The 26,850-nt window shown below is 40.5% G+C and carries 26 protein-coding genes, 1 tRNA gene and 1 pseudogene; 18 read left to right on the top strand and 10 right to left on the bottom strand.

Annotated elements, in window-relative coordinates; genetic code table 11:
- Nucleotides 1-5: 5 nt before the first annotated feature.
- Together fadB and POD11_RS16660 are read right to left on the bottom strand one after the other, a co-directional pair.
- The gene (gene fadB / locus POD11_RS16665) at nt 6-2,159 is read right to left on the bottom strand and encodes a fatty acid oxidation complex subunit alpha FadB (RefSeq protein WP_016142398.1); all 2,154 of its coding nucleotides are present in this window, start codon (nt 2,157-2,159) and stop codon (nt 6-8) included.
- Nucleotides 2,160-2,309: 150 nt separating this feature from the next.
- Entirely contained in the window at nt 2,310-2,426 is a 117-nt protein-coding gene (locus tag POD11_RS16660; RefSeq protein ID WP_080649741.1) for a hypothetical protein, read from the bottom strand.
- Nucleotides 2,427-2,731: 305 nt separating this feature from the next.
- Between POD11_RS16660 and lpxO the strand changes: the two genes are divergently transcribed.
- The 7 genes from lpxO (at nt 2,732) to POD11_RS16620 (ending at nt 9,490) form a co-directional block, all read left to right on the top strand.
- Nucleotides 2,732-3,646 (top strand): lipid A hydroxylase LpxO, encoded by a 915-nt coding sequence (gene lpxO / locus POD11_RS16655; protein ID WP_016142396.1) that lies wholly within the window; start codon nt 2,732-2,734, stop codon nt 3,644-3,646.
- A gap of 168 nt (nt 3,647-3,814) precedes the next feature.
- On the top strand, nt 3,815-4,345 hold the full coding sequence (locus POD11_RS16650; RefSeq protein ID WP_262458008.1) for a CHAP domain-containing protein: 531 nt from the start codon (nt 3,815-3,817) through the stop codon (nt 4,343-4,345).
- 134 nt (nt 4,346-4,479) lie between these two features.
- Complete coding sequence (gene uvrC / locus POD11_RS16645) at nt 4,480-6,279, top strand: excinuclease ABC subunit UvrC (protein WP_262458031.1); 1,800 nt, start codon at nt 4,480-4,482, stop codon at nt 6,277-6,279.
- A 121-nt stretch (nt 6,280-6,400) separates the two neighbouring features.
- A complete protein-coding gene (locus POD11_RS16640) occupies nt 6,401-7,195 on the top strand; it encodes a thioesterase family protein (protein WP_262458006.1) in 795 nt (264 codons plus the stop codon).
- Between the two features lie 118 nt (nt 7,196-7,313).
- Complete coding sequence (gene pgsA / locus POD11_RS16635; protein WP_016142390.1) at nt 7,314-7,901, top strand: CDP-diacylglycerol--glycerol-3-phosphate 3-phosphatidyltransferase; 588 nt, start codon at nt 7,314-7,316, stop codon at nt 7,899-7,901.
- Nucleotides 7,902-8,027: 126 nt separating this feature from the next.
- Nucleotides 8,028-8,882 carry a methylated-DNA--[protein]-cysteine S-methyltransferase gene (locus tag POD11_RS16625; protein ID WP_334311812.1) on the top strand — a complete coding sequence of 285 codons (855 nt, stop codon included), beginning with the start codon at nt 8,028-8,030 and terminating at the stop codon, nt 8,880-8,882.
- Nucleotides 8,879-9,490: an alpha-ketoglutarate-dependent dioxygenase AlkB family protein gene (locus POD11_RS16620; protein WP_016144153.1), complete on the top strand. Its 612-nt coding sequence runs from the start codon at nt 8,879-8,881 to the stop codon at nt 9,488-9,490. The genes POD11_RS16625 and POD11_RS16620 overlap by 4 nt, the downstream gene beginning before the upstream one ends.
- A 194-nt stretch (nt 9,491-9,684) precedes the next feature.
- Here the strand turns inward: POD11_RS16620 and POD11_RS16615 are convergent, their stop codons facing one another.
- A complete protein-coding gene (locus POD11_RS16615) occupies nt 9,685-10,458 on the bottom strand; it encodes an IclR family transcriptional regulator (protein WP_016142387.1) in 774 nt (257 codons plus the stop codon).
- A gap of 369 nt (nt 10,459-10,827) precedes the next feature.
- Here POD11_RS16615 and POD11_RS16610 point away from each other — a divergent pair.
- The 4 genes and pseudogenes from POD11_RS16610 to POD11_RS16595 all read left to right on the top strand — a co-directional run bounded on the left by POD11_RS16610 (nt 10,828) and on the right by POD11_RS16595 (nt 14,289).
- Nucleotides 10,828-10,959: pseudogene (locus POD11_RS16610) on the top strand (hypothetical protein).
- A complete protein-coding gene (locus POD11_RS16605) occupies nt 10,950-13,049 on the top strand; it encodes an FUSC family protein (RefSeq protein ID WP_262458005.1) in 2,100 nt (699 codons plus the stop codon). Before POD11_RS16610 ends, POD11_RS16605 begins: the two are co-directional and overlap by 10 nt.
- On the top strand, nt 13,042-13,248 hold the full coding sequence (locus tag POD11_RS16600; RefSeq protein ID WP_262458004.1) for a DUF1656 domain-containing protein: 207 nt from the start codon (nt 13,042-13,044) through the stop codon (nt 13,246-13,248). Before POD11_RS16605 ends, POD11_RS16600 begins: the two co-directional genes overlap by 8 nt.
- A 39-nt stretch (nt 13,249-13,287) precedes the next feature.
- Nucleotides 13,288-14,289, top strand: coding sequence for an HlyD family secretion protein (locus POD11_RS16595; protein ID WP_224992386.1), 1,002 nt, complete (start codon nt 13,288-13,290; stop codon nt 14,287-14,289).
- A 45-nt stretch (nt 14,290-14,334) separates the two neighbouring features.
- On the opposite strand, the gene ruvX is transcribed toward POD11_RS16595, so the two are convergent.
- The 3 genes from ruvX to recN form a co-directional block, all read right to left on the bottom strand.
- Nucleotides 14,335-14,775: a Holliday junction resolvase RuvX gene (gene ruvX / locus POD11_RS16590; protein WP_262458001.1), complete on the bottom strand. Its 441-nt coding sequence runs from the start codon at nt 14,773-14,775 to the stop codon at nt 14,335-14,337.
- Nucleotides 14,775-15,329 carry a YqgE/AlgH family protein gene (locus POD11_RS16585; RefSeq protein ID WP_003654562.1) on the bottom strand — a complete coding sequence of 185 codons (555 nt, stop codon included), beginning with the start codon at nt 15,327-15,329 and terminating at the stop codon, nt 14,775-14,777. Before POD11_RS16585 ends, ruvX begins: the two co-directional genes overlap by 1 nt.
- A 125-nt stretch (nt 15,330-15,454) precedes the next feature.
- On the bottom strand, nt 15,455-17,122 hold the full coding sequence (gene recN / locus POD11_RS16580) for a DNA repair protein RecN (RefSeq protein WP_016142382.1): 1,668 nt from the start codon (nt 17,120-17,122) through the stop codon (nt 15,455-15,457).
- A gap of 114 nt (nt 17,123-17,236) precedes the next feature.
- Between recN and POD11_RS16575 the strand changes: the two genes are divergently transcribed.
- The 4 genes from POD11_RS16575 (at nt 17,237) to POD11_RS16560 (ending at nt 20,752) form a co-directional block, all read left to right on the top strand.
- A complete protein-coding gene (locus POD11_RS16575) occupies nt 17,237-18,547 on the top strand; it encodes a tetratricopeptide repeat protein (protein ID WP_262457999.1) in 1,311 nt (436 codons plus the stop codon).
- A gap of 76 nt (nt 18,548-18,623) precedes the next feature.
- Nucleotides 18,624-18,950, top strand: a complete 327-nt coding sequence (gene ppnP / locus POD11_RS16570) for a pyrimidine/purine nucleoside phosphorylase (RefSeq protein ID WP_004795031.1) — start codon at nt 18,624-18,626, stop codon at nt 18,948-18,950.
- Between the two features lie 102 nt (nt 18,951-19,052).
- Entirely contained in the window at nt 19,053-19,802 is a 750-nt protein-coding gene (rlmB, locus tag POD11_RS16565; protein WP_005079348.1) for a 23S rRNA (guanosine(2251)-2'-O)-methyltransferase RlmB, read from the top strand.
- A gap of 35 nt (nt 19,803-19,837) precedes the next feature.
- The gene (locus POD11_RS16560; protein WP_262457997.1) at nt 19,838-20,752 is read left to right on the top strand and encodes a DMT family transporter; all 915 of its coding nucleotides are present in this window, start codon (nt 19,838-19,840) and stop codon (nt 20,750-20,752) included.
- On the opposite strand, the gene coaE is transcribed toward POD11_RS16560, so the two are convergent.
- The 4 genes from coaE to pilB are packed head-to-tail and all read right to left on the bottom strand — an operon-like array spanning nt 20,749 to nt 25,173.
- Nucleotides 20,749-21,345, bottom strand: coding sequence for a dephospho-CoA kinase (gene coaE, locus POD11_RS16555; protein ID WP_016142378.1), 597 nt, complete (start codon nt 21,343-21,345; stop codon nt 20,749-20,751). The genes POD11_RS16560 and coaE overlap by 4 nt on opposite strands.
- Before the next feature lies 1 nt (nt 21,346).
- The gene (locus POD11_RS16550) at nt 21,347-22,207 is read right to left on the bottom strand and encodes a prepilin peptidase (protein WP_262457995.1); all 861 of its coding nucleotides are present in this window, start codon (nt 22,205-22,207) and stop codon (nt 21,347-21,349) included.
- Nucleotides 22,207-23,433 (bottom strand): type II secretion system F family protein, encoded by a 1,227-nt coding sequence (locus POD11_RS16545; protein WP_239967971.1) that lies wholly within the window; start codon nt 23,431-23,433, stop codon nt 22,207-22,209. Before POD11_RS16545 ends, POD11_RS16550 begins: the two co-directional genes overlap by 1 nt.
- Nucleotides 23,434-23,460: 27 nt before the next feature.
- Nucleotides 23,461-25,173: a type IV-A pilus assembly ATPase PilB gene (gene pilB, locus POD11_RS16540; RefSeq protein ID WP_224992381.1), complete on the bottom strand. Its 1,713-nt coding sequence runs from the start codon at nt 25,171-25,173 to the stop codon at nt 23,461-23,463.
- A gap of 291 nt (nt 25,174-25,464) precedes the next feature.
- Here pilB and tpiA point away from each other — a divergent pair, with 291 nt between their 5' ends.
- The 3 genes from tpiA (at nt 25,465) to POD11_RS16525 (ending at nt 26,741) form a co-directional block, all read left to right on the top strand.
- Nucleotides 25,465-26,259 (top strand): triose-phosphate isomerase, encoded by a 795-nt coding sequence (gene tpiA, locus POD11_RS16535; RefSeq protein ID WP_262457992.1) that lies wholly within the window; start codon nt 25,465-25,467, stop codon nt 26,257-26,259.
- Between the two features lie 12 nt (nt 26,260-26,271).
- On the top strand, nt 26,272-26,601 hold the full coding sequence (secG, locus tag POD11_RS16530) for a preprotein translocase subunit SecG (RefSeq protein ID WP_016142373.1): 330 nt from the start codon (nt 26,272-26,274) through the stop codon (nt 26,599-26,601).
- A gap of 55 nt (nt 26,602-26,656) precedes the next feature.
- Nucleotides 26,657-26,741, top strand: a tRNA-Leu gene (locus POD11_RS16525).
- Nucleotides 26,742-26,850 lie beyond the last annotated feature (109 nt).

Genomic DNA, 26,850 nt, shown 5'->3' with positions numbered 1-26,850 from the left:
GCTCCTTAACCGTAGAATTTTTTGTTGTTAGCAGCCATGTCACGCAACATTTGTGGCGCTTCATAAGCCTTACCTAAGTGTGCATATTTGTCGCAAAGTGCAACGTATTCAGCAACACCAGTCTGGTCGATATAACGACATGGACCACCACGGAATGGAGGGAAACCTACACCCATAATCATTGCCATGTCTGCTTCAGCAGCAGTAGCAACGATGTTGTCTTCTAAGCAACGAACTGTTTCGTTACAGAAAGCAAGCATCATGCGGTCAATGATTTCTTGGTTATCAAACTCGCGTTTTTCACCAGTAACGAAAGGAGCAATGATTTCATATGCTGTTGGATCAACAGTTTTTGCTTTCTTGCCTTTCTTATCGAGTTCGTATTTGTAGAAACCAACGTCATTCTTTTGACCAAGACGTTTAGCTTCGTACATTGCTTGGATTGAACCTTTGTAGTCTGGCTTCATACGGTCTGGGAAACCTTCAGCCATGACTTCTGCACCATGTACACCCGTGTCGATACCTACAACGTCGATGAGGTAAGCAGGACCCATTGGCCAGCCAAACTTAGACATTACATTGTCAACTTGCTGGAAGTCTGCACCGTCTTTTACAAGAAGGTCGAACGCACCAAAGTAAGGGAACAATACACGGTTAACCAAGAATCCTGGGCAGTCGTTTACAACGATCGGTGTTTTACCCATTTTTTGAGCAAGAACAACTGTAGTTGCAATCGCTTCTTCAGAAGTCTTTTCACCACGAATGACTTCTACAAGCGGCATCATGTGAACTGGGTTGAAGAAGTGCATACCAACGAAGTTTTCAGGACGTTGTAATGCTTTTGCTAAACGCGTGATTGAAATCGTAGAAGTATTAGAAGCAATAATCGTATTTTCACGAACATTCTTCTCAGTATCCGCAAGTACCATTTCTTTAACTTTTGGATTTTCTGTAACTGCTTCGATCACGATATCAACTTCTTTAAACTCATCGTAGCTTAAAGTAGGACGGATACGTGCAAGCGTTTCACCCATTTGCGCAGGTTTCATTTTCTTGCGTTCAACTTGTTTAGTTAACAAGCTGTTCGCTTCTTTCATACCTAGAGCAAGTTGTGGGTTACCAATATCTTTCATGATAATCGGTGTGCCTTTACTTGCTGCTTGGTAAGCAATACCGCCACCCATGATACCAGCGCCGAGTACGGCTGCTTGGTTTACAGGGTGAGCACCTTTTTCATGTTTTTTAGCAGTTTTCTTAACCACTTGGTCATTGAGGAATAAACCGATCAATGCACCAGCTTGTGGAGTAATAGCAGCTTTTGCAAAGCCTTCAGCTTCAGCTTTTAACGCTTCATCACGCGCAAGGCTTGCACCTGCTTGTAATGAATCAAGTAATAATTTTGGAGCAGGGTATTGAGCAGGATTTGCTTTAGCAAGTACTGCACCTTTTGCAGTATTGAACGCCATCATTTGTTCAAGCGGGTTCAATTTTACCGCTTCAAGCTTTTCTTGACGTTTTGCTTTCCAGTTTAAACGACCAGAAATTGCTTGCTTAACCAAGTCAGTCGCAGCTTCAAGTAGTTTATCAGCAGCTACAACCGCATCTACAGCACCATCTTTTAGAGCAGCAGCCGGTTTTTTAGGAGCAGCCATCGCCATCCATTCAACCGCGTTGTCAATACCGATCAAACGGCTTAAACGTACGCTACCGCCGAAACCTGGGTAGATACCAAGTTTAATCTCCGGTAAGCCCACTTGTGCAGCTTCTGACATCACACGATAGTCACAAACTAAACACATTTCAAAACCACCGCCTAACGCCATACCGTTAATAGCAGCAACTTTTGGAATTTCTAAATCTTCAAAGCTATTGAAGATTTCGTGAACAGGCATAAGCCAGTCAACAATCGCTTTTTCGCCTTGTGCGAAGTTTTCACCAAATTCGGTAATGTCTGCCCCAACAATAAATGTTGATTTGCCCGAGGTAACAACTAAGCCTTTAATATCATTATTTGCTTTTACCGCAGCAATAGCAGCTTGGAAATCTTCAATTGTTGCACGGTTAAATTTATTGACCGACTCACCTTGTAAGTCAAAGCGGAATTCTGCAATTCCGTCCGAAAGCATTTGGACGGTAATGGCATTGCCAGCGTGGATCATGCCTGATCTCCTTAGTTTTGGAGGACTTCTAAGTTGATGTTATGAAGCGTGTGCACATCTTAGGTACACATTTATGCTTCGCTAATCTTACGATAACTATATCTAAAAAAAACCTGACAAGTTGTATCAAGCCGTGACGCAAGGGTCATCTTATTTATTATTCAATTCATCTATATGAAATGCATAAAAGAAATCATAAAGATAGCTAATAACGAAAGACATTTGTTTTAATTTAACTTTTTCTTTATAAAGCATTGGAATTATCAATTTTTTATATAAAAACGAATAAGTTTTAAAAGTTAATTTTTTGTCAAAAATGTCAATTGTTAGTGGGATCATCTGTAAATAACAGTAATAATAGTAATAAATTTTAACTTCCTTAAATTTATGGAAAAATACACTATATTTAAAATTTTTATTACAACAGCGCTGTCTATTATTTGACTTAATTTTTTACATTCGCTTTTTCTAAGTCAATTTTGTTAAAATTTGCGCCAATTAAATAAACTTCCGGTTTCTCTCTCCTTAAATATAAGGTGAAGTTGCCCCTAATCTTTTGAAAGAGTAGCAATATGATTAAGTGGATCATATTAGCGATTTTTGTGATATCAGCATTGTATATCCAACATCGCGGCAAAGTGCGTCACTCGTTTTATCGTCAATTTTTTGACCATTCAACCTTGCTCGCACCGATTAACTTTTTAATGTACATCTTTTCAAAGGTGCCGAATCAACCTTATATCGACACACAGCATTTTAAAGATTTAAAAGTGCTGGATGAGAATTGGGAAATGATTCGAGATGAAGCGAAAGCTTTATATGACCAAGGTGGGATTAAAGCCTCAAGTACTTACAATGACTTAGGTTTTAACTCATTCTTTAAAACAGGTTGGAAGCGTTTTTACCTTAAATGGTATGAATCGAGTCATCCGTCTGCTGCTGAGCTTTGCCCAAAAACTACAGCACTTCTTAAAACATTGCCGACAATTAAAGCAGCAATGTTTACCGAGCTTGCACCTGACAGCCGTTTGGTAAGACACCGTGATCCATATGCAGGTTCTTTGCGTTATCACTTAGGTTTAATTACACCAAATGACGATCGTTGTTTTATTGATGTTGATGGTGAAAGATACTCTTGGCGTGATGGTCAAAGTGTCGTATTTGATGAAACTTATATTCACTATGCTGAAAATAAGACCGATCAAAACCGCATTATTTTCTTTGCAGACGTTGAACGTCCAATGAAAGTGAAATGGATGGAACGTTTCAACCATTGGTTTGGTCGCAAAGTCATGACTGCGGCAAGTTCACCGAATGAAACAGGCGACCAAACAGGTGGCCTAAATAAAGCTTTTGGTTATGTCTATCAAATTCGTATTAAAGCTAAGGCGTTAAAAGCTAAGAACCGTAAGTTGTATTACTTCTTAAAATGGTTCTTGATGCTTGGGATTTTCTTCCTGATTTTTGTTCGACCATACGTATTTTAATTAAAGCGCCCGAAAGGGCGTTTTTTTATTCCATAGAGTAATTAATAACTTTTGTGACTCATTTCACAGTGCTGGCAATTTGTTACAACTATTAAAAGCCAATAGGCAATTTTGATTCTACAATGGCGCGGTTTTTTCGAAGACTGGTTAGCGGAAGTAGGTTTTAAAATGGCTCATGCTCATCACGCAGCTCATGTATATGTTCACCATATCAAAGTGAGAAAAGAGAACAGTTCTCAAGGTGATTTAAAAACTAAAGCGATGTTAAGCAAAGCAGCTTCGAAGCCTGAAAAACATAAAAAATCTGATCTGAAAAGACATCAATCTGAAGATCAAAATATTAATTTGCATAAGTTCTCAAGTAAGCTTGAAAGTATATCTGCCAATCATAGTAAAGAGAAATGCGCCAAAAATATTCGCATTGCTTTGCAAGCGGCAGGGGCAGATGTATCAAAGCATCCTGTAGCTGCCTCCGACTGGGGACATACGCTGGAAAAAAATGGTTATAAAAAAATTAAACCTGCTTTTAACAGTCCACAAGAAGGCGATATTTATATTATTGAGCGAACAAGTGGCCACACATATGGTCATATTGCGGGTTATACAGGGAATGGTTGGTTCTCAGATTTTCGTCAAAAAACCTATGCGGTTTATAAAGAAAAAGACGTGAAATATAGCTACTATCGTCTCGATTCTTAAGCGAGTACGACATAGACTGTCGGGTCATATCCAAAACCGTTTCCAAATTTATGTTCTGGCACAGTAAAGCACTTGAAAAGTAGAAGTGAAAACATCACATTAAGTATTCAGTATTAAGCCCATGCATGCCAATAGTGAATCAAAACGCTCGTCCCCATATTGAAAAAATTTTAGCCAACTTGACCCAACTTCCAGGTGTTTACAAAATGCTAGGGAAGGAGGGTGAATTGTTATATGTCGGCAAAGCAAAAAACCTAAAAAATCGGGTGTCGAGTTATTTTGTTAAAAAGATTGAGCATCCTAAAACGCAAGCTTTAGTTGCACGAATTTATGATATTGAAACTTTGGTTACTCGTTCAGAAACTGAAGCTTTACTCCTAGAACAAAACTTAATTAAACAGCATCGCCCGCCGTATAACATTATGCTGCGGGACGATAAGTCGTATGTCTATATTTTTGTTTCGGCCGATAAGCCTTATCCTCGGCTTGCTAGTGGTCGCGGCAAAGGGAAGCACCAAATTGGTAAGTTTTTTGGGCCTTATCCAAGTGCTTATAGCGCACGTGATACATTACTGGTTTTGCAAAAACTTTTTAATGTACGTCAGTGTGAAAATAGCTATTTCTCACAGCGCAAGCGCCCATGTTTGCAATACCAGATCAAGCGGTGTTCAGCTCCTTGTGTAGGTCTGATTTCGCCCGAAGATTATAAAGAAGACGTTAATAATAGTATTCGCTTTTTGCAAGGTGATACCAAAGAGCTTAATCAAGAGCTCATTGCCAAAATGGAACAAGCGGCGGCTGAGCTCGAATTTGAAAAAGCTGTTTTTTACCGTGATCGTTTATCTTTATTGCGTGAAGTGCAAGCGCAACAAGCCGTATTTAAGGTCAAAGGCGAAGCAGATATTCTGGCAATTGCATATCAAGCAGGCGTGACATGCGTGCAAATTATGTATGTACGTAATGGGCGAATGCTAGGGGGAAAAAGTTATTTCCCTGACATGCTGGGTGATGATCTTGGGCAAATGCTGAGTGACTTTATGGCGAACTTTTACTTTCAGGTTGCAGATGAAGTGCCTAATGAGCTCATCGTAAATATTGCTTTGCCTGACTGTAAAGAATTAGAAGAAGCATTGGCGCAGCAGTTTGGCAAAAAAGTTCAGATTAAGAGTAATGTTCGAGAAACTCGTGCCGAGTGGCTAGAGTTAGCTGAAATGAACGTTCAACATGCCATTAAAGGGCAGTTGAGTAATCATTTAGAACTTAATGAACGTTTCCATCAGTTAGAGCAAGTGGTGGGGAGACCTGTCGATCGTATTGAATGTTTTGATATTAGTCATACCATGGGTGAAGCTCCAATTGCTTCATGTGTCGTGTTTGACCAAGGCGGAGCGCGTAAGCGTGACTACCGCCAATTCGCGATTCAAGACATCACGGCAGGCGATGACTATGCTGCTATGCGACAAGCTTTAACACGCCGTTATAAAAAGGCCATATTGCCTGATTTACTGTTGATTGATGGTGGTAAAGGTCAACTCCATATGGCAATGGAAGTTATGCAAGAGCTTGGACTAGATGCTTTTATGGTCGGTGTATCGAAAGGTGAAGGGCGTAAACCCGGACTTGAAACTCTGCATTTTACTGATGGCACCAAAATCCAGTTACCGGAAGACCATAAGGCATTGCATTTAATTCAACAGGTGCGTGATGAGGCCCATCGTTTTGCGATTACTAAACATCGTGCTAAACGTGACAAACGCCGTAGTACCTCAGTTTTGGAAGCAATTCCAGGATTAGGACCAAAGCGTCGTCGAGATTTATTAACTCATTTTGGTGGGATCCAAGGTGTTTTAAAAGCATCTGAAAAAGAGCTCACTCTTGTGCCCGGTTTTGGTGAGATGATGGCGAGAACGATTTATAAAATTCTGCATGAATAAAGCTACGTTTCTATGCGGAGTGACCAAATAGTTGCTATATAAGTAGAAGAATGACCATTCACATTCCCTTTAAAATGATGAAAGATGTTTCATCAAGAGTCAGAGTGCTTTAGGGAAGTGAATGTCATTACTGCAATTATTTGAAGAAATAAAACAAAAGGAATGGATTGAAATACCTGAAGGGTGGTTACAAGGGCGAACCGTTTTTGGTGGTCTTGTCGCTGGATTACTCATGCAAAAAGCCTGCTGCAATATTCAAGATCCAAATAAAAGATTATTAAGCTGTAGTATTACTTTTGTGGGGCCTGTACAGCAGGGGCCTGCTCAATTGACTATTGAAATTTTAAGGGAAGGAAAGTCGGTCACTACGCTTGAAACCCGTTTATGGCAAGATGGGGCGGTACAAACTATTTTGGTTGCGAGCTTTGGTGTACCTCGTGCATCGAGTATTAATGTGCGGCAAGAACCTCGAGTTCCAGTTTATGCACCACCAGAAGATTTACAACCTATTCCTTTTGCTAGACAAATGCCAGAATGCTATCAACATTTTGATGTATGCTGGGCAGAAGGTCACTATCCTGTTACAGGAAGTCAGTATGCTGACTTTGGAGGATGGTCAAGGTTCTCTCCTGAGAAGCACGAAAATCGTCAAATGACCTTGCCAGATTTAATTGTTTTGATGGATATTTGGCCACCTGGTGTATTGCCGATGTTTAAGCAAGTTGCTCCTGCAAGTTCTTTAACTTGGCACATTACCTATGTCCATCCGTTCCAACATCAATTGTATGACTGGTTTAAATATAAAGTGGTAACTGAATATGCAGGTGAAGGTTATTCCACAGAAGCTGCCCATCTTTGGGACCAAAATGATCATTTAATTGCAATTTTACGGCAAACTGTTACGGTATTTACTTGAGCAGTCCACTTCCTCGATTCATATATTTCGTATAAAGTGGCTGTTACAGATAGATACAATATTGAAGAAAGTATTTTTGTCTGTTACAAGATGCTTGAAGACTTAATTGGCGGTGTTTATGACCACAGGGCGAATCCTGAATATCCCAAATATCCTAACGTTGGCGCGTATCGCGCTTATTCCTGTATTTTTGGTGATTGCGTATTGGCCGCCTGCAATGGGTATTGGTGAGCACGAAGGAAGTATGAGTCGTCATATTATCTTGACGGCTATTTTTGTGTTTGCTGCTATTACCGATTGGTTTGATGGCTATTTGGCACGAACTTTAAACCAGACTTCAGCATTTGGCCGTTTCTTAGATCCAGTTGCAGATAAGCTCATGGTGGCGGCTGCACTGATTGTTTTAGTACAGTGGAACCCAACCATTTCAATGGCTTTTGCAGCAATTGTGATTATTTCGCGAGAAATTACAGTTTCTGCTTTACGTGAATGGATGGCTGAACTGGGTGCACGCACCAGTGTGGCAGTATCGACTGTAGGTAAATATAAAACAGCCTTTCAGATGATTGCCATTAGTGTGTTCTTGCTCAATTGGGAACCTTTAGAAATGCTTGCCTATGCTTTGTTATATACAGCGGTCATTTTAACTTTATGGTCTATGTTTATTTATCTCAAAGCAGCTTGGCCTTATTTAAAGCAACCTTAAGTGCATATTGAATGATAAAGCCTTTCTACAATGAAAGGCTTTTTTATTTTTGAAGAGTGCAAGAATCGGGTCGTCACAAGACTTTGGCTACTTTAATGTAAGATATAAGTGCTAAGGAGGTGACACATGCAAATGCTTTCTTCTCGGCAATTTGCTGTAATTGCCACTGTAATTGAATATTTATATGAACATCTGGACCAGCAACCCAGTCTGGACGATGTTGCGAGTCATATGAATTTAAGTTCAGGTTATATCCAACGTCAGTTTCAGGAATGGGTAGGGATCAGCCCGAAAAAATTCGTTCAATATATGAGTTTGCAGCAGGCCAAATATTATCTGTTACAACAACGGAGTTTATTAGAAACTGCGTTAAATACGGGTTTATCTGGTACTGGTCGTTTACATGATCTGTTTATTCAGCTTGAAGGGATGACACCCGGTGAATATAAACAGCAGGGCGAAGGCGTTATTCTTAATTATTCGGTTGAGACAAGTCCATTTGGTGAGTTGTTGGTGGTCAGTAGTGAAAAAGGCATATGTTCTATTCGATTTATCGAAACTCACGAGAATATTGAACATCTCATTCAACAGTCTTTTCCGAAAGCTCAATTAAAAAATCAATCACAGATTTGGCATCAACAAATTGCAAAGTGGTTTGAACAGGATTTTTCAGAAAACTTACAGCAGAAACTTCCTCTTAATTTGGCTGGAACCCCATTTCAGCTACAAGTTTGGGAAGCCTTGCTCACCATTCCAGAAGGGCAACTTCGGACTTACCAAGATATTGCAGAGCAAATTGGCAAGCCTAAAGCAGTTAGAGCCGTTGCTACCGCAATTGGACAAAATCCGATTGCATATTTGATTCCTTGCCATCGAGTGATCCGCGCAACAGGAATGGTCGGAGAATATCATTGGCAAAAGGGGCGTAAATTGGCATTGTTAGCTTGGGAGATGTCAAAGCAACATGGAGAGACCGTATGACCTTGGATTTATTTTCTCCAGAGCCTTGCGAGAATTTATTACCCTACGATGGTGAAGTTCAGGATTATGGGTGTATTTTAAGCCCTGAAGAAGCTGAACAATATTTTCACTATCTTTATCAACACCTCGCGTGGAAACATGACGAGGCTAAGTTGTATGGCAAGCACTTTATTACAGCTCGAAAAGTTGCATGGTATGGAGATGATTATTATCAATATAAATATTCGGGTGTCGCACGTGATTCCTTGCCGTGGGACAAAGCACTTGCCAAACTAAAACAACAAGTAGAGCAAATACTTTCAGAAAAATTTAATTCTTGTTTGGCAAATCTTTATGAAGATGGGACTCAAGGAATGGCTTGGCATAGTGACTCAGATGTGTCTTTGGCAAGAACAACCACAATCGCTTCTTTAAGCTTTGGTGCTACCCGAAAATTTTCTTTTAGACATATTCAAAGTAAAGAGAAAGTTGAATTGTGGCTACAGCCAGGCCAACTTATTGTGATGCGTGGTGAGACTCAACAATATTGGCAACACCGTTTAAATCGCTCAACAAAGATTTTACAACCGCGTATTAACCTTACTTTTCGGCAATTTCAGTTTTTATAACCTTCATTAAAAAGCGGGCAAGAAAAAAGCCCATGATGGCAGCATGAGCTTATTCCTCTGAGGGGGATGCTTCTATTGATGAGCTGCTGATGAAAAGAATCACCAATAAGAGCTAAAATCATAATATGAGAATATTGTGATATATTCAATGTTTTAAAGTGTAAGAAAAGTTTAAATTATCATAAGATGGGGTTTTAGATTTCACCTTTTTCAGATAATTCCATAAAACGTTGTTCAATAAGTGCTGCATTTTCTTGCAAAATTTCAATGAGCTTTTCAACATTTAAAAAATCAAAACGATTTTTAGAAGCCACTAGAGTCAAAGCTAAAGGCACTTCTTTGGTTGAAAATCGAACAGGAACAGCAAGGCCTGAAACATTCGGGTCAATCTCACCTTGTGAGAAATAGAACCCTTGTTTTTTAATTTTACGCATACGTTGAATAAAGCTTGGTTCATCTTCAGCAAAGCCTGATTGTTTTAATTCTTGCTGGTAACGATGGTAGTAGTCCTGCATGCGCTGCTTACTTAAATGCGAAACCATTGTTTTGGGAGATGAACCAACGTAAATCGGTCTTGGGCAACCTCGGCCATATGAAAGTAATTCAGTGTCTTTAAATATTTCATGATGTATGTCAATGCAATAGTCATCATTTAAATAAGTAAGCAAACAGCACAGTTCGGTACGTTCTACAATATTTCGCATAAACGGTGTGCTGATCTGAACCAGTGGATCGGTTGTTCTAGAGATATAGTCAAGAACTGCAATTTTTGAGCCTAAGGTATAATCGCCAGAGGTTCCATTAATGCGCTTTAATAGGTCAGCCGATACTAGCTCTTTGAGGTAACGGTAACTCGTTGGTTTGGATAAGCCAAGTTCTTCGCAAATAATATCGACATTAATGATTGGACGCGAAACCGAAAACAGGTCCAGTACAGTTAAAATTTTGCCAAAACTTGAAATTGCCATAGTGTCTTGTTCGTATCCTTTAACAACGAGTCATCTTTGAGTTTTTTATAACAGAAAAAAAAGAAGATTTGTCTCAATTCTAAAATAAATGCTTGATGTGAGTATTTTACTCGGACAAAGAGAAAACTTCTCTGAGCTTATACATCATATACGATAATTAAAAAATATATCAAATTATCAAATAGAGATATTTTAGTTGACTAAATCGCTTTATTTTGAAAAAATTGCCAAACAAAATATCTAATCGAGAAATTGATCGATTCCAGATTGATTTCTTGATACCTCTTCTTTCCAAAGCTTGGCCGTTTAAATAGCGCCCAATCTGAAATCATCTCGGCCAATCAGGCGAGATGTGGAAAAATCATTGTATTGAAGGATGCTCCTCATATCATTTGCTTTTAAGCAAATGGCAAAGTTGTGTTGTCTTTAGAAAGGCAATCAAACATTGAAGGGCATGCTCATCAGTTCAAATCTGTATTTGAGATGAGTTCATGTTATTAAAGCAAATACTGGCGTTCCGCCCGAGTAGGCTTGATCTGATCTTTGCCTTAAAAACATTTATTGCCGGAATGTTGGCACTATTTGTTTCTTTTGAATTAGATCTAATTAACCCGATGTGGTCGATTGGTACAGTCCTGATTATTGCCAATCCATATTCAGGAATGGTGTCCTCTAAATGTGTCTACCGAGTGGTAGGGACGATTGGTGGGGCTGTAATTGCCTTAACGTTAACGCCACATTTAATTAATACACCTTGGATATTTACCGTGGTGTTGTCGTTGTGGGTCGGGTTTGCGCTTTATGTGTCACTACTCGATCGTACTCCACGTAGTTATGCTTTTATGCTGGCGGGTTATTCGACAGCCATGATCGTCTTCAATGCGATTACCTATATTGATCAATACAATATATTTGATATTGCTTTAGCTCGGGTCATAGAAATCTCGATTGGCGTAATTTCAAGTGCCGTGGTGTCTGCCACGATTCTTCCAATGCATATTGGCTCGGCAATTAAACAGCGGGTGATCAAAACCCTCAAAGATACAGAAAATCTGTTTGCTAATTTATTAACTACAGATTCGCAGCAAAACAATACTCAGCTTCTGGCTGCCATCACTCGTGACACCACCGATATTCATGCCTTGGCAGTACATTTGAGCTATGAAAAGGGCGAACTGCATGGTATGACCAAACCATTGCAAGAAATGCTTCATCAAATCTCAATGGTGGTGGCTAATCTAGTCGCTTTATCTGAGCGTATTAAGCAGCTTCAAGAACTTCGGTTTATCGAGACTCATGCAGAGAAATTGCAACAGCTTTCAGCTCATGTTGTTCAGTTTTTAGAACAAAAAGATCTAATTGTTGATGAAAATATTTTGCAGTTGCCTGATGAGTTTGAAAGCGATTTCGCAAGTTTGATGGAGTCGGCTTCTACACATCAACAAGTTTTGGTTGCAGCTATGAAAATGGATGTGCGCCATTTCATTAGCAATGTGTTAGCCGTTAAAGTTTTGTGGCAGCGAATTCAGCAAGGTAATAAAGAAATTCCTGACAACATTACTCCAATGACAACCAATTATCCAAGTTTACACCGTGACCATGGTGTGGCGATACGCGGTGGTATTAGTGCAGTCCTTATTACTTTTATTGTGACTGGTGTTTGGATTGTGTCGGGGTGGAAAGCTGGATTTATGATGGCACAAATGGGTGCAGTAACGGCTTGTATTTTAACGGCCTTAGATAACCCTGTGCCAGTTTTGCGTATTTTTATCTGGGGCAGTATTGCTTCAGCAGTTTTAGTCTTCGTTTATGCATTTGGTATTTTCCCGCATGTCACCACATTTTGGGAACTTGGACTGGTTTTGTTGCCAATGTTCTTATTCGCAGTGTCGATGATGGCCAACCAAATGCTGATGCCGGTAGGTATGGTATTGGGCATTAACACCATGATGGGACTAAACTTGCACAATGCTTATAGCATGGATGCGGTGTCTTATCTTGATAGTTCATTCGCCATGATCTTAGGTGTTTTAGTGTCTTTGATTGTCATTGACGTTGTTCGTGCCATGTCACCAGACACGAGTGCAAGCCGTATTTTAGCGTTGCATTATCGTGCTATGCGACAAGCGATTTATCTACCGTATGGTCTAGATTTTAAAGTTCATCTACGCAGTATGCTGGATCGAATTGGGATTCTAAACAGCAAAATGGTGCAGTCCAACGAGATTAAAACCTCAATTCAACAAGCATTGATTGAGTCGAGTAGTATTATCGATTTAAGCCGACTGCAAGAGTTAGCTAATCAGTTCCCTCAAACATCCGAACTCACTCAGCATATTGGTGATTTGCAACAAAATCTGGATGAGCTGTTTAGAGCGAAAGAAAATGACAGAAACGATACAACAGCTTTAGTAGAGAAAATCTACCGAGCGTTATTTGAATTAAAACAGCTTGCTTCAAATGTTGAAGATATGACTATGCGACAAAGATTACTCATTTCACTGAACAATATTGCTTATAGCATGTGTCATGTTTCATCAGATCAAATGAGTGAAAACAGCACACTGAGAGGAGCCCCAGCAAATGGGTGAGTTTAATGTTTATGGTATTTATGTGCCTTCTTTGCTCGTTCAAGCACTCTTGGCATATATCTGTTTCCGAGGGTTAAGCCCTTTGACAAACAAGTTGATTGCAAAAGGCTGGATTGCTTTACCTAGTATTTTCAATTTGTGTTTTTACCTGTTACTGCTTTTGGTAATACATCAAATTTTTGTTGGGATCGGTGCGTAGAGATGTTTGCGAAATTAAAGATTGAGTTAGGTGAGTGAAATGAATCAGGTGGATTTGAAAAAAGTCATCCGTCCAGTAATTTTGATTGTCGCATTAATGGTGGCGGTCTATACCATTGTGCATTTATGGAATTACTATAATGCGGCGCCGTGGACACGCGATGGTCGTGTTCGTGGTGATGTTATTCAAGTATCTTCGGATGTCGCAGGGCTTGTTACAGAAGTATTGGTTCAAGATAACCAGACTGTGAAAAAAGGTCAGGTGCTCTTTAAAATCGATGTTTCCCGCCGAGCTTTAGATGTAGAACAGGCAAAATCTGATTTAGCAAAAGCAAAAGCAGCCTTTGCCCAAGCGCAAGCTGGTTTAGCACAAGCAAAAGCGAACCTAATTAAATCTGATACGAATATTAAATTAGCCGAGAAAAACGCAAGCCGCTATTCAAATCTTATGGATGGCGCCATTTCTAAACAAGAACAAGATCAAGTTTTCGCAACACGTGATCAATCCCATGCTGAACATGAGCAACTCCAAGCTGCCATTCAGCAAGCAGAAGCAACTGTTAAACAACAACAGGCTCTCATTGAGGCGGCTACGAGTAATTTGCATTTGGCCGAGCTTAATATGCATCGTGCTGCGGTGATTGCCCCAGCTGATGGTACTTTATCTAACTTTGATATGCGCCCAGGTAACTATGTTCAAGTCGGACAGGCTGTTGCAGCACTACTTGACCGTAAACAACTCTATGTGGTGGGTTATTTTGAAGAGACGAAATTAAACCGTATTCATGTAGGTGATCAGGCCAGTGTGCAGTTAATGGGTGATAGCCAGAAAATTAAAGGCCATGTACAAGGTATTGCATCGGGTATTGAAGATCGTGAACGCTCAAGCAGCTCTAAACTTCTTGCTAATGTAAATCCAACGTTTAGCTGGGTTCGTTTAGCGCAGCGTGTGCCTGTGAAAATCGTATTAGATGAAACACCGAAAAACCAGCTTGCTTTCGTCTCCGGACGTACGGCAACTGTACATATTGTCGAGAAATAAAAAGAGAAATAGAAAAGGAAGGCTTTAGCCTTCCTTTTTTTATTTTTACGGTGTTAAACCGACCGGATTTCGATACCAACTCTGGATGAGCAATGCTGCTGCAAAACTATCTGCCGAGAGTTTTTTGGCTCGACCTTGCTCTTGGTAGAAGCCTAGTTCTTCTCGTGCTTCACGTGTAGTTAAGCGCTCATCTACCATCAACGTTTCTATGTTGGTTTGATGGCGTAAACGTCTTGCAAATTTGCGGGCACGTGTAGAGAGCTCTGACTCGCTATCATCCATATTTAAAGGCAAACCCACCAAAAATAAATCAGGTTGCCATTCTTTCACGATTTTTAATAGCTGATCCCAGTTTGGAATACCATCTTTCATCACAAAAAGAGGGAGGGGATTGGCACTTTCAATTGAAGACTGGCCAATCGCCATTCCCATTTTTTGAGTACCAAAGTCAAAAGCCATAATCGATTTTGATGGTGTCTCGCTCATTAAGCGTGTCCGATTTCAGAAGCTAACCACGCACGATCTACACCGATTTTTTTATAAGCTGCATCCCAACGGTCGTCGTAAGGCAGGTTAAAAATTAGGTCCATATCGGCATCACAAATCAGCCAGTCACCACGCGTAATCTCATCTTCTAACTGATTTTTGCTCCAGCTCGCATAGCCTAAAGCAATCTGATATCGACCGACGCCTTCATTATGGGCAATCGCATCCAGAATATCTTTACTGGTGGTAATACAAACATTTTCACCTACAGCAATAGATGAATGCCATGTTGGTTGTCCAGTATGAAGAACAAATCCAGCTTCGGGACGTAATGGGCCACCTTGTAAAACCGCATGTGGGTTTACATTGTCTGCTTCAATGTCGAGATCATTGAGTAATTCTTTAATTTGGATACCGGAAGGACGATTAATAATAATGCCTTGAGCACCTTCTTCATCATGACGGGCAAGATAAATTACAGTGTTTGCAAAAAAGTCATCTGCCATTTCTGGCGGGGCAATCAGACAACGGTGAGTCAGATATTGTTTGGTCACCTAAGCGGTTCTCCCTCAAAAAATGTCATTAGAGGGCCTCTCGACCCTTTTATCTATATAGGTTCTTTTTATCAACATACAAGAGTTAATCGGATTTCGCCAATCTTTTTCACTCATTTTCTTTATTAATTTGAAGAAGCCTGAAATTTAAGTTGGCGTAATTGTTTGGCGTGTTGCAAGGTTGTTTCATTAATTTCAACACCGCCTGACATACGTGCTAACTCGAAAATGATTTGATTTTCGTCTAGTTCCACAATTGTACTGCTGGCTGGGTCAGTTTGTTGTTTCTTCACTAATAAATGCTGATCAGACTGTGCTGCAACTTGTGCTTGGTGCGTAATACATAAGAGCTGAACATGTTGGGCTAAATCGGCAAGTAAACGTCCCACAACTTCTGCGGTTCCACCACTAATCCCGACATCAATTTCATCAAACACCAACACTTCTGCTTCGGTTTTTTCAGCATTCATGACTTGCATAACTAATGCAATACGTGAAAGTTCTCCACCTGAAGCGACGCGTGCTAGTGGTTGTGGTGGAATACCTTTGTTGGCCGTAAATAGAAGCTGAATAAAACTTAAGCCTTCAGCAGTAGGTTGCTCTAATGGCTCAAACTTAAACTCGAAGTGTGCCTCCGGTAGTGCTAAAGGTTTAACCTGTTCAGTTAATTGTTTAGCAAGTGGAGCAGCAGCTTCACGACGAATATGGTCTAAATGCTGAGCTTTCTCTAAGAACTCTTCATGCGACTTTTCAACTTGTTCTGCCAATGTTTCTGGGTCTTCAAGCTGATGTAGTTGCTCAAGCTCACTCTGCCAAGCTTCATATTCTTCTTTAAGTGTTTCCGGTTGAGTGCGGTATTTACGAGCCAAACGATGGAAAACTTCCAGTTTAGAGTTAAGTTCTTCCATTCGTTCAGGGTCAAAGCTTTGACGATCAATAAATTGACGCAAGTTTGCTGTTGCATCATCTATTTCACTTTGAGCATTGAGTAAAGAATTATAAATCTCAGAAAGTTGTTCGCTACGCCCCGCGTGAGACTCTAGACGGCGAATAATCGAAGACATTTCTTGAGTAATATTCTGCTCAGCTTCATCAAGCACATTTAGGCTATAGCTACAATCTTGCATGATATGTTCATGATGACTTAGTCGATCGAACTCTTGCTCAATTTCTTTATAGTCGGTTTGAATGACCTCTTCGAGTTCTTCAATTTGATGTTCTAAAGTACCAATGCGTTGTAGACGAGTTGCTTGTGCATCTAGAGCTGCTTGGTGCAAACGAATGGTACGTTGCCATGTGCTATAGGCTTCACGTACATCATTCGCTTCAGCATAAAAATTGTTATAACGGTCTAGCCAATGCTTTGGATAAGGCGGTTCAAGAAGTTGTTGCTGACTATGTTGACTATAGAGTTGAACCAGTAAACGTCCTAACTCTTTAAGTTCAGATAGGCTACTTGGACGTCCATTGACCCAAGCTTTACTGCGTCCAGTTGCAAAAATAACACGACGTAAATGAATTTCCCCAGAATCATCATCTAGCTCGTGGTCTTGGAGCCATTTTGCTTCAGGACTATTATTTTGATAGGTAAAAACAGCGGTAATATCTGCTTTGTCCGAACCATAGCGGACATAATTTGTATCTGTACGTTCCCCTAGGCAGGCAGAAAGTGCATCCAGTAATAATGATTTTCCGGCACCTGTTTCGCCTGTTAGAACATTAAATCCTTGTTCTATATCAATAGCCAAATGATCAGCTAATGCAAAATTAATTAAAGTTAAATGTGTGAGCATAAACGCATCCAACGCGCCAAATTATGGGTTAAAGATAGAGAAGTTTTGAATTTGCTACAAGTGATCTATTATTCTAACTGAAATTATAGAACAGCAAGATTGCGGATATTTACAATGAAAAAAACATTAAGCTTACCGAAACCACCAATAGGAATGAGGAACCGCCATAAAAAAAACAACCCTGCGGAAATGAATAAAATTTTAAATCAGCATTTTAATGCATTTAAACAAGCCGCAGCACAAGGGAATTATGCCAAAGCTTATCAACATGTTAAACAAGCTGTTAGCTTAGTTCCTAAGCATCCAGGTGCCTTGTCCGATTTAGCTTATACCGAATTACGCTTAGGCCGTTATAACGACGCTTATCAACATTATTTACAAGCGATTCAGGCTAGTGGAGCTAACGTAAATACAAACTTATATGATGGTCTTACAGAAGTTTGCCACCATTTAAATAAAAAAGAAGAAACGATTAAATTTGGGCGCTTGGCAATTGCAACTAAAAAAGAATTAACGAAGAGTGAACCTATCTTATCGATTCCGGATCATGCACCACCTGAGTTTAGTGCAAATCCTCAAGAGAATATTATTGCTTTTTCATTATTTGGAGCAAATCCCCGTTATTGTGAAACCTCTATTTTAAATACTCAGCTTGCCAAACAGATTTATCCAGAATGGACATGTCGATTTTATGTCGATGAAAGTGTGCCAGTACTTGTACAACAACGCTTAAAAGAGAAGGGCGCACAAGTCATCCAAGTTACAGATTCTCAGAAACAATTATCTGGCCTGTTTTGGCGCTTTTTGGTGATGGATGACCCGACAATTAAGCGTTTTTTGATACGTGATGCCGACTCTATTGTGTCGCATCGTGAAAAAGCGGCTGTAGATGCATGGCTCAAAAGTGATAAGTGGTTTCACTTAATGCGAGATAATTATTCTCATACTGAGTTAGTTTTGGCTGGAATGTGGGGCGGATGTACGGGGATTTTTCATAATATTGAAGCACATATCAGAGATTATGTTGCCACCGGACGTTATCTGGATAACCGGGTGATGGATCAGCATTATTTGCGTTACTGTATTTGGCCGACCTTAAAACAAAGTGTGCTGATACACGACAGTCAGCAATTTGATCCGGAGGCTATCGATTTTCCAGCTTATGATCTGGCGTTAATGCAAAACGACAGTGAAAGTTTTCATGTAGGGATGAATGACGGTTCACCAGTAATTGCTACAGCAGTTGCTCATCCAACCGCGCAAAAAGTGTGTTGGATACTCCTAGATGAAAATCAGGTCGAAGTTTGCAGATACGATGCAATTGTGTCGAATAGTCGAAATATTGAGATTAACTTACCTCATGCTTTTGCCAAAAAAATTCAGGCAGAGCAGTGGAAATTACAAGTCTATCCGTATGAAAACTGATTGATTAGTTATTTAGGCACAATTAAACTACATTCATCATAATTTATATAAATACGGCATTATCTGGAGAGTGTGCATGAGTTCAACCCAATTTGATCATGTAACGGTCATCAAAAAATCAAACGTTTATTTTGGCGGAGCTTGTATTAGCCATACCGTGCAATTTGAAGATGGAACTAAAAAAACATTAGGTGTTATTTTGCCGACTGAGCAGGCTTTAACTTTTGAGACGCATGTTCCTGAGCGTATGGAAATTATTTCAGGCGAATGTCGCGTAACGATTGCGGATAGCACTGAAAGTGAGTTGTTCCGTGCAGGCCAATCATTTTATGTGCCTGGTAATAGTCTTTTTAAAATCGAAACTGATGAAGTCCTCGATTATGTGTGCCATTTAGAAGGCTAAGAAATTCCTATTCAAATCGGGTACACTATGCCCAAAGAAATCCTGTGAAGTTGGCTTTGCAGGATTTTTATTTTTTTGCTCAAACGTTGTTAGAGGTCATGCATGGCAAAACCGGAATATTATTATGGCGTTCATTCAGTGGAGTCATTGTTAGAACTTGAGCCGGAACGTGTGCTAACCCTGTTTACTTTAAAAGGACGGGATGACCAGCGTTTGCAAAAGATTTTGCAATTGGCAGAGCCTTTTGGAATCAGTGTACAAAAAGCAAGCCGTGATAGTCTCGAAAAGCTTGCAGGTCTACCATTTCATCAAGGTGTAGTTGCAGCAGTACGTCCGCATCCGACTTTAAATGAAAAAGATCTAGATCAGATTTTAGCTGAAACCCCAGATGCATTGTTATTGGCATTAGATCAGGTGACAGACCCGCATAACTTAGGGGCCTGCATTCGTACAGCCGCTGCAATGGGCGTGCAAGCAGTGATTGTGCCTCGTGATCGTTCGGCAAGCTTAACTCCCACAGCGCGTAAAGTTGCAGCGGGTGGAGCCGAAAAAGTTAAATTCATTCAAGTCACAAACTTGGCTCGTACATTAGCCCATTTGAAAGAGACGACTCATACGCGTGTGATTGGTACTATGCTTGATGAAAGTGCAATGCCAATTCAAAAATGTGACTTCTCCGGCCCAGTTGTGATTGTTATGGGAGCCGAAGATACAGGTTTGCGCCCAATTACACAGGCACAGTGTGACCATAAAGTTTATATTCCGATGTCTGGAAATTTACAAAGCCTCAATGTGAGCGTGGCAACGGGTATGGCACTTTATGAGGCTTGTCGTCAGCGTTCTGAGGTATAATCTAGCTGCCTTTCTAGTTTCTAAGCAGTCTTGATATGTCTCCCCGTAAGCAAGGTTATTTTTTTGTATTGGTGACCATGTGCATTTGGGGCGGGTTTACACTTTTTGCCCGTTTAAATGCACAGTGGCACATCAGTGCCTGGGACATTGCTGCACTGCGCTTTGCTATTGCTTTCCTAATTTTGATGCCTATTCTGATCTATAAGAAAGATCTCGCTTTTTTATGGAGTAAGCACGCCGTTATTTTGGCGCTCATTGGCGGGGTCATTTATTGTCTTACCGTCTATACAGCGTTTCTCTATGCGCCTGCTGCGCACGCTGCAATTTTTTTAAATAGTTGTATTCCTATTTGTACTGCAATTGCGGCATACATTTTATTTAGGCAACCATTTGATAAACATACATGGATTAGTCTAGCCATTATGATCACTGCCTTGGCTCTCATGAGTGTTTTGATGTTGCAAGGTAATGCTTCTGCTTTTGGCGTGGGGGATTTACTTCTTTTTATTAGTGCGATTTGGTGGGGCATTTTCACTGTATTACTTAAACAGTGGAAACTTTCCGCATGGCACTCTATGGCAAGTGTAGCGATTTGGTCTGCAATTATTTACTTACCCATCTATGCTTTATTCTTACCTAAACATTTCATGGAAGTCAGTCCTGTTCATCTAGCGATACAAGGCATTTTCCACGGTGTATTTGTCGTGATTATTGCGACATTAACCTATGTCGCAGCTATCCAAAGACTTGGTGCTTTCAAAACGGGAAGTATTGTTACTTTAGCGCCGTTTATTGCTGCCATTTTAGCTGTACCTTTACTTGGCGAGTCATTAAGCCCATCGATTGTTGTGGGCTTGGTCGGAATGGGAATTGGTGCCTTACAACCTTGGCGCTGGTTTCGACAAGATAGCTTGGCGCAAAAGATTCAGCAGCAAAATAAGCAAGATTAGTTTGTACGTTTCAAATAGCTTTGATGTAAAGGCTCTAATTGCTGATATAAATGCTCGAGTAGTCCGTCATTAAACACAATGTCATTGGCAAGTTCACGTTTGCGCTCGCGTGGCATTTGTGCGGCAATAATTTTCTGAATTTGTTCTTGGTTTTGCCCATCGCGCTGGCTTGCACGCTGAATTTGAGTTTGTTCACTCGCATCAACTAATAAGGTGTGGTTAACCAACTCATGCTGGTTGGTTTCAAAAAGTAGTGGTGAAACTAAAATCACATACGGGCTTTTAGGGTTTTGTAGCTGTTGAATAATAGATTGGCGAATGGCTGGATGTGTGATTTTCTCAAGGGTCTGTCTTGCTTCAGGGTTTTGAAAAATATATTCACGTAGGGCTCGGCGGTCTAGATTGCCGTCGGATTGAAGCACCCAATCTCCAAAAGTTTGTTGAATTTGTTGAAGGGCAGGTTGGCCTTTTTCAACCACTTCGCGAGCAACAATATCGGCATCGACGACTTGGATTCCTTGGGACTCAAACCATTGTGTTGCTGCAGATTTTCCACTGCCAATTCCACCTGTGATTCCCAGAATAAAAGCCATCTTAACCTCCCAAATAAATTTTCATAATGTGGTCACCCCATAAAAAGGCAACCCAACCCGCAATAGCAATATAGGGCCCAAAAGCAAAGGGCTGATTGTCATTACGTAACTTTAATAAAATGATGCCAATAATTGCACCTAGTAAAGATGACAATAGCACAATTAATGGCAGCATCAATGGCCCCATCCATGCGCCTAAGGCAGCAAGCAATTTAAAGTCGCCGTAGCCCATACCTTCTTTGCCTGTAATCACTTTAAATAAGTAATAAACAACCCAAAGGCATAAAAAACCGATTAAATATCCCCAAATAGCTGAGTTAGGCGAGGTATAAATATTAAAGGTGTTAATGCCTAAGCCGAGTGCAGCCAAAGGCAAGGTAAAACGGTCGGGGAGCAGTTGAGTATCAAAGTCTATAAAGGTGAGGGCAATCAGGACCCAAGTCAGGACTAATCCCCAAAGCATTTGTAGGGTTGGGCCAAACACCATGACGACTACCAATGAACATAGCATGGTGAGTAGTTCAACCGCTGGATAACGAATACTAATAGGATGCTGGCAATGACCACATTTTCCTCTTAACATCAGCCAGCTTATGACAGGAATATTTTGATACCAACGGATAGGTTGATGGCACTCTGGACATGATGAAGCAGGTTTACTTAATGTTAGTTTTTCATGCTCAATGATGGGTTGCTCAGGATTAAGCAACATTTGACATTCTTGCTGCCAATCTTGTTCCATCATTTTTGGGGTGCGATAAATCACCACATTCAGGAAGCTACCAATACATAGGCTCACGAGTGCAACTGCAATATAGAGTGCAGATAAGTTTTGAATAAAATACGCAATGATGTCTTGCATTATACAACTGAACCCATTTGGAAAATTGGAAGATACATAGCAATCACTAGACCGCCCACGAGCACCCCTAAAATTGCCATGATTAAAGGTTCCATCATAGAAGTTAAACCATCAACGGCATTATCCACTTCATTTTCATAGTAAGTGGCTACTTTATCGAGCATGCTATCTAGTGCACCAGATTCTTCACCAATTGCGACCATTTGTATAGCCATCGATGGAAAACGATTTGAAACACGCATTGCAAATTGAAGTTGCTGGCCTGTGGCGACATCTTCACGAATTTTCATGACGGCTTGTTCATAAATAACATTGTTGGTAGCACCGGCAGTTGATTCAAGCGCATCAATGAGCGGAACACCTGCGGCAAACGTGGTGGCTAAAGTACGGCTATAGCGGGCAATAATCGCTTTATAAACCAGATCACCAAAGATAGGCAGTTTCAGGGTGAGTTTGTCTAAGCCATCACGAAACTTTTTACTACGCTTTTTAGCCTCGAGAAATGCTGCAATAATTGCCCCAATCGCAATAATCATAATGAACCAGTATTCCTGCATCCATTTCGACATATTCACGACCATTTGGGTGAATGCAGGTAAATCTGCGCCAAAAGAAGAAAACAGGTCTTGAAACACTGGCACGACTTTAACCATCAAAATAATAGTAACAATCACAGCAACTACAATAACCGTTGCTGGATATTTCATAGCTTTTTTGATTTTCTGCTTAAGCAATTCACTTTTTTCTTTGTAAATCGCTACGCGGTCCAACATGGTTTCAAGTGCACCAGATTGTTCACCAGACTCTACAAGAGAACAAAACAAGTTATCGAAGTGTTGAGGATACTTTCTTAAAGCTGAAGCAAAGGTACTACCACCTTCAACTTCTCCTTTAATACCGAGTACTACCTCGCGCATAGCTGGGTTTTCTAGTCCTTCCGCTACAATTTCAAAGCCTTGTACCAGTGGAACCCCTGCTTTCATCATCGTTGCAAGTTGACGGGTGAAAATCGTGATATCGAGTGTCGATACTTTCTTCTTGAATAAACCTTCAAGAATATTTTTACGCTTTTCTCGAATATTACGGACAGTTACCCCTTGTTTGCGTAGGGTGACTTTGGCTAAGGCCATATTCTTAGCCGGAAGTTCTCCCTTAATTTTTACGCCCTTACGGTCAACCCCTTCATAAGCAAAAGTCGGCATCATTTGTGCCTTTTTGACAGTCATGAATTATCCTTATTTTTAAATTGTCTTTTATTCACTGGTCACGCGGTTGACTTCTTGTAAAGAAGTAACACCTTGCATGACTTTCTTTAATCCTGAACGACGCAGATTATTAAACCCCAGTTTTTCAGAAGCAGCAGCGATTTCTAAAGCATTGCCATCTTCCATAATAATCTTGGAAATTTCAGGTGTAACTTTCATTACCTCGTAAATACCTACTCGACCTTTATAGCCTTCACGACACTCAGTACAACCGACAGGCTGGAAAACTTGAAAATCGGGATGAGTCAGATCTTGTTCGGTAAAGCCCATTTCTAATAGGCTCTGTTTAGGAATGTCAGCAGGTATTTTACACTGTGGGCATAGCCGACGTGCTAAACGCTGTGCAATAACCAAGTTGACTGATGTTGCGATATTAAAGGATGGAACACCCATATTGCGTAGGCGAGTCAGGGTTTCTGGAGCACTATTGGTATGCAGTGTCGACATGACCATGTGACCAGTTTGTGCAGCCTTAATCGCAATTTCAGCCGTTTCTAAATCACGAATCTCACCGACCATAATAATGTCCGGATCTTGACGTAAAAATGATTTAAGTGCAGCAGAAAAAGTCAGACCTACTTTCGGGTTGACGTTAACCTGATTAATTCCTTCAAGGTTAATTTCAACTGGATCTTCGGCGGTGGAAATATTCGAACTTTCAGTATTTAAAATATTTAAGCCCGTATATAAAGATACCGTTTTACCGGAACCTGTAGGACCTGTAATTAAAAGCATGCCTTGTGGTTTATCCAGTGCTTCTAAAAAAAGAGCTTTCTGATCTTCTTCATATCCTAAAGCATCAATTCCGAGCATCGCGCTAGATGGATCGAGAATACGCAGAACCAGTTTTTCACCAAACAAGGTTGGAAGTGAGTTCACACGAAAATCGATTGCTTTAGTTTTTGAGAGCTTAAGTTTGATACGACCATCTTGAGGCACCCGTTTTTCGGAAATATCCATTTGGGACATGACTTTCAAACGTGAAGCTAAACGGTTAGCCAACTGTAAAGGCGGATTTGCAATCTGCCGTAATACACCATCGACTCGGTAACGAACCCGATATGATTTCTCATAGGGTTCAAAATGTAAGTCTGAAGCTCCCATACGAATCGCATCTATGAGTAATTTATTAATATATTTAACAATAGGTGCTTCATCGCCTTGAGGGGTTTCTTCCTCCTCTTCTTGTGAAGATGGAGCTTCAAGGTCTACATCAAGATCAAACTCTTCATCACTAAACTCGAAACTGCTTTCTTCGGTAAATTGCTGCGTCAGAATTTTCTCAAGCTTGTGGTGCTCGACAATAACTGGCTCAACCATCAGCTTGCTATTGAAGCGAATCGCATCGATTGCCTCAATATTACTCGGATTGCTGGTCGCGACATATAAAATCTGTCCTCTTTGTATAAGAGGCAAGACCCGATGTTTTAAAATCAGTTTCTGGTCAACCAAATTTTTAGGAATTTGGCTGGTATCGTAAACATCCAGATCAAAATATGGTTCAGCAAATTCAATAGAAATAGTTTCAGCTAATAAAGAGGGGGAGAGATGAACCTCTTCAATCAGGTACGCAACCGTATCCCGTTTGGCTCTTTTTGCTGCATCTAACGCTGTTTGCATGGTCGCTGCCGACACATGTTTTTCTTCGACTAATCGTCGAAAAAACCCCGAAAATTTTGGAGATGTATGTATGACTGACATCTGCCTACCTATGCTCATATGTTTATAATTGGTATATAAAAAATTATACTTTTGTTATCTAAAATTACTACCTGAGAAAATGATGCTCTGGTCTTGGTCCATTCGCCAAAGCTTGAACTAGTCGAAGTTTTTATTCATTAATTTTTGAAAGTTGATTCTTTAGATTCAATAAACTTTTATAACTGTTTTCAATGAGTAGAAAAGATATGGGTAAAGCCGTTAAAGAAAAGTATCTGAAATTTGTATAAATGCGTGTAGAATGTGCTGCATTTTTGATGAAAGGTGAGCCGTATGTCGGGTTCGACGATTACGCCTTGGGTAGTTGGCAACTGGAAAATGAACCCAATGCGTGCCAATGCCAAACAACTTATAGAAGAATTTAAACAACTATTGCAACAAGACCAAATTGCAGATGAAAACTGCCATGTAGGGATTGCTCCGGTTTCTATTGCACTTGCAATGGTACAAACACAATTGCAAGATGCTGCAAGAACAGTATATACAGTTGCACAAGACGTATCACGTGTAGCAGGTACTGGCGCTTATACTGGCGAAGTCAGTGCAGAATTATTAAAAGATAGCCAAATTAACTTTGTATTGGTGGGTCATTCTGAACGCCGTGATATTTTTGGTGACAACGTTGAAATCTTGAAGGCGAAACTCCAAAATGCTTTAAATGCAGGCTTGACTGCCATTTATTGTGTTGGTGAAAGCCTCGAACAACGTGAACAAGGTTTGGCAGAGCAAGTTGTATTGCAACAAATTTGTGATATTGCTCCTGTAGTTACTGCTGAGCAGTGGCAAAAGCAAATTGTGATTGCCTATGAACCAATCTGGGCAATTGGAACAGGTAAAACTGCTTCTCCACAAGATGCACAAGCAATGCATGCTAAGATTCGTGAAGGTTTAAGTCAGATTACCTCAGCGGGTTCAGACATTGCGATTTTATATGGCGGTAGTGTAAAAGCTGAAAATGCAGTCGAATTGGCAGCATGTCCAGATATTAATGGTGCGTTGGTAGGTGGTGCTTCACTAAATGCAGCATCTTTTTATCAAATTGTACAAGCCTTTGCACAAAGTAAATAACGAGGATAGGGTATGCACTCTTTTGTACTGATCGTACATATTATTTTAGCGGTACTGATGATTGCCTTGATTCTAGTGCAACACGGTAAAGGTGCTGATGCTGGCGCTTCTTTCGGCGGTGGCGGAGCTGCAACTGTATTCGGTGCATCGGGTTCAGGTAACTTCCTTACCCGCCTTACTGCAGTTTTAACAGCCTTGTTCTTCGTGACGAGTTTAACTCTTGCTGTTTTTGCAAAAAAACAGACCACGGATGCATATAGCTTGAAAACTGTACAAACTACAGCACCTGTTCAAACGACATCGCCTGAAACTTCACCAAATGCACCAAAATCGAGTCAATAATTCGAAATAAGGCTTCCTTTTGCAGTTGGAAGGACTAGAATGCGTCCCACAAGCTGCGGTGGTGGTGGAATTGGTAGACACGCTACCTTGAGGTGGTAGTGCCTTCGGGCGTGGGGGTTCAAGTCCCCCCTTCCGCACCAACTTTGAACCAGAAAGTTGAGTGCAAGCAGTTTATTGATGCGGGATGGAGCAGTCTGGTAGCTCGTCGGGCTCATAACCCGAAGGTCGTTGGTTCAAATCCAGCTCCCG

The organism is Acinetobacter sp. P1(2023), from assembly GCF_028367635.1.
Taxonomy (GTDB): Bacteria; Pseudomonadota; Gammaproteobacteria; order Pseudomonadales; family Moraxellaceae; genus Acinetobacter; species Acinetobacter pittii_E.
This window is presented reverse-complemented; position numbering and strand designations above follow the sequence as displayed.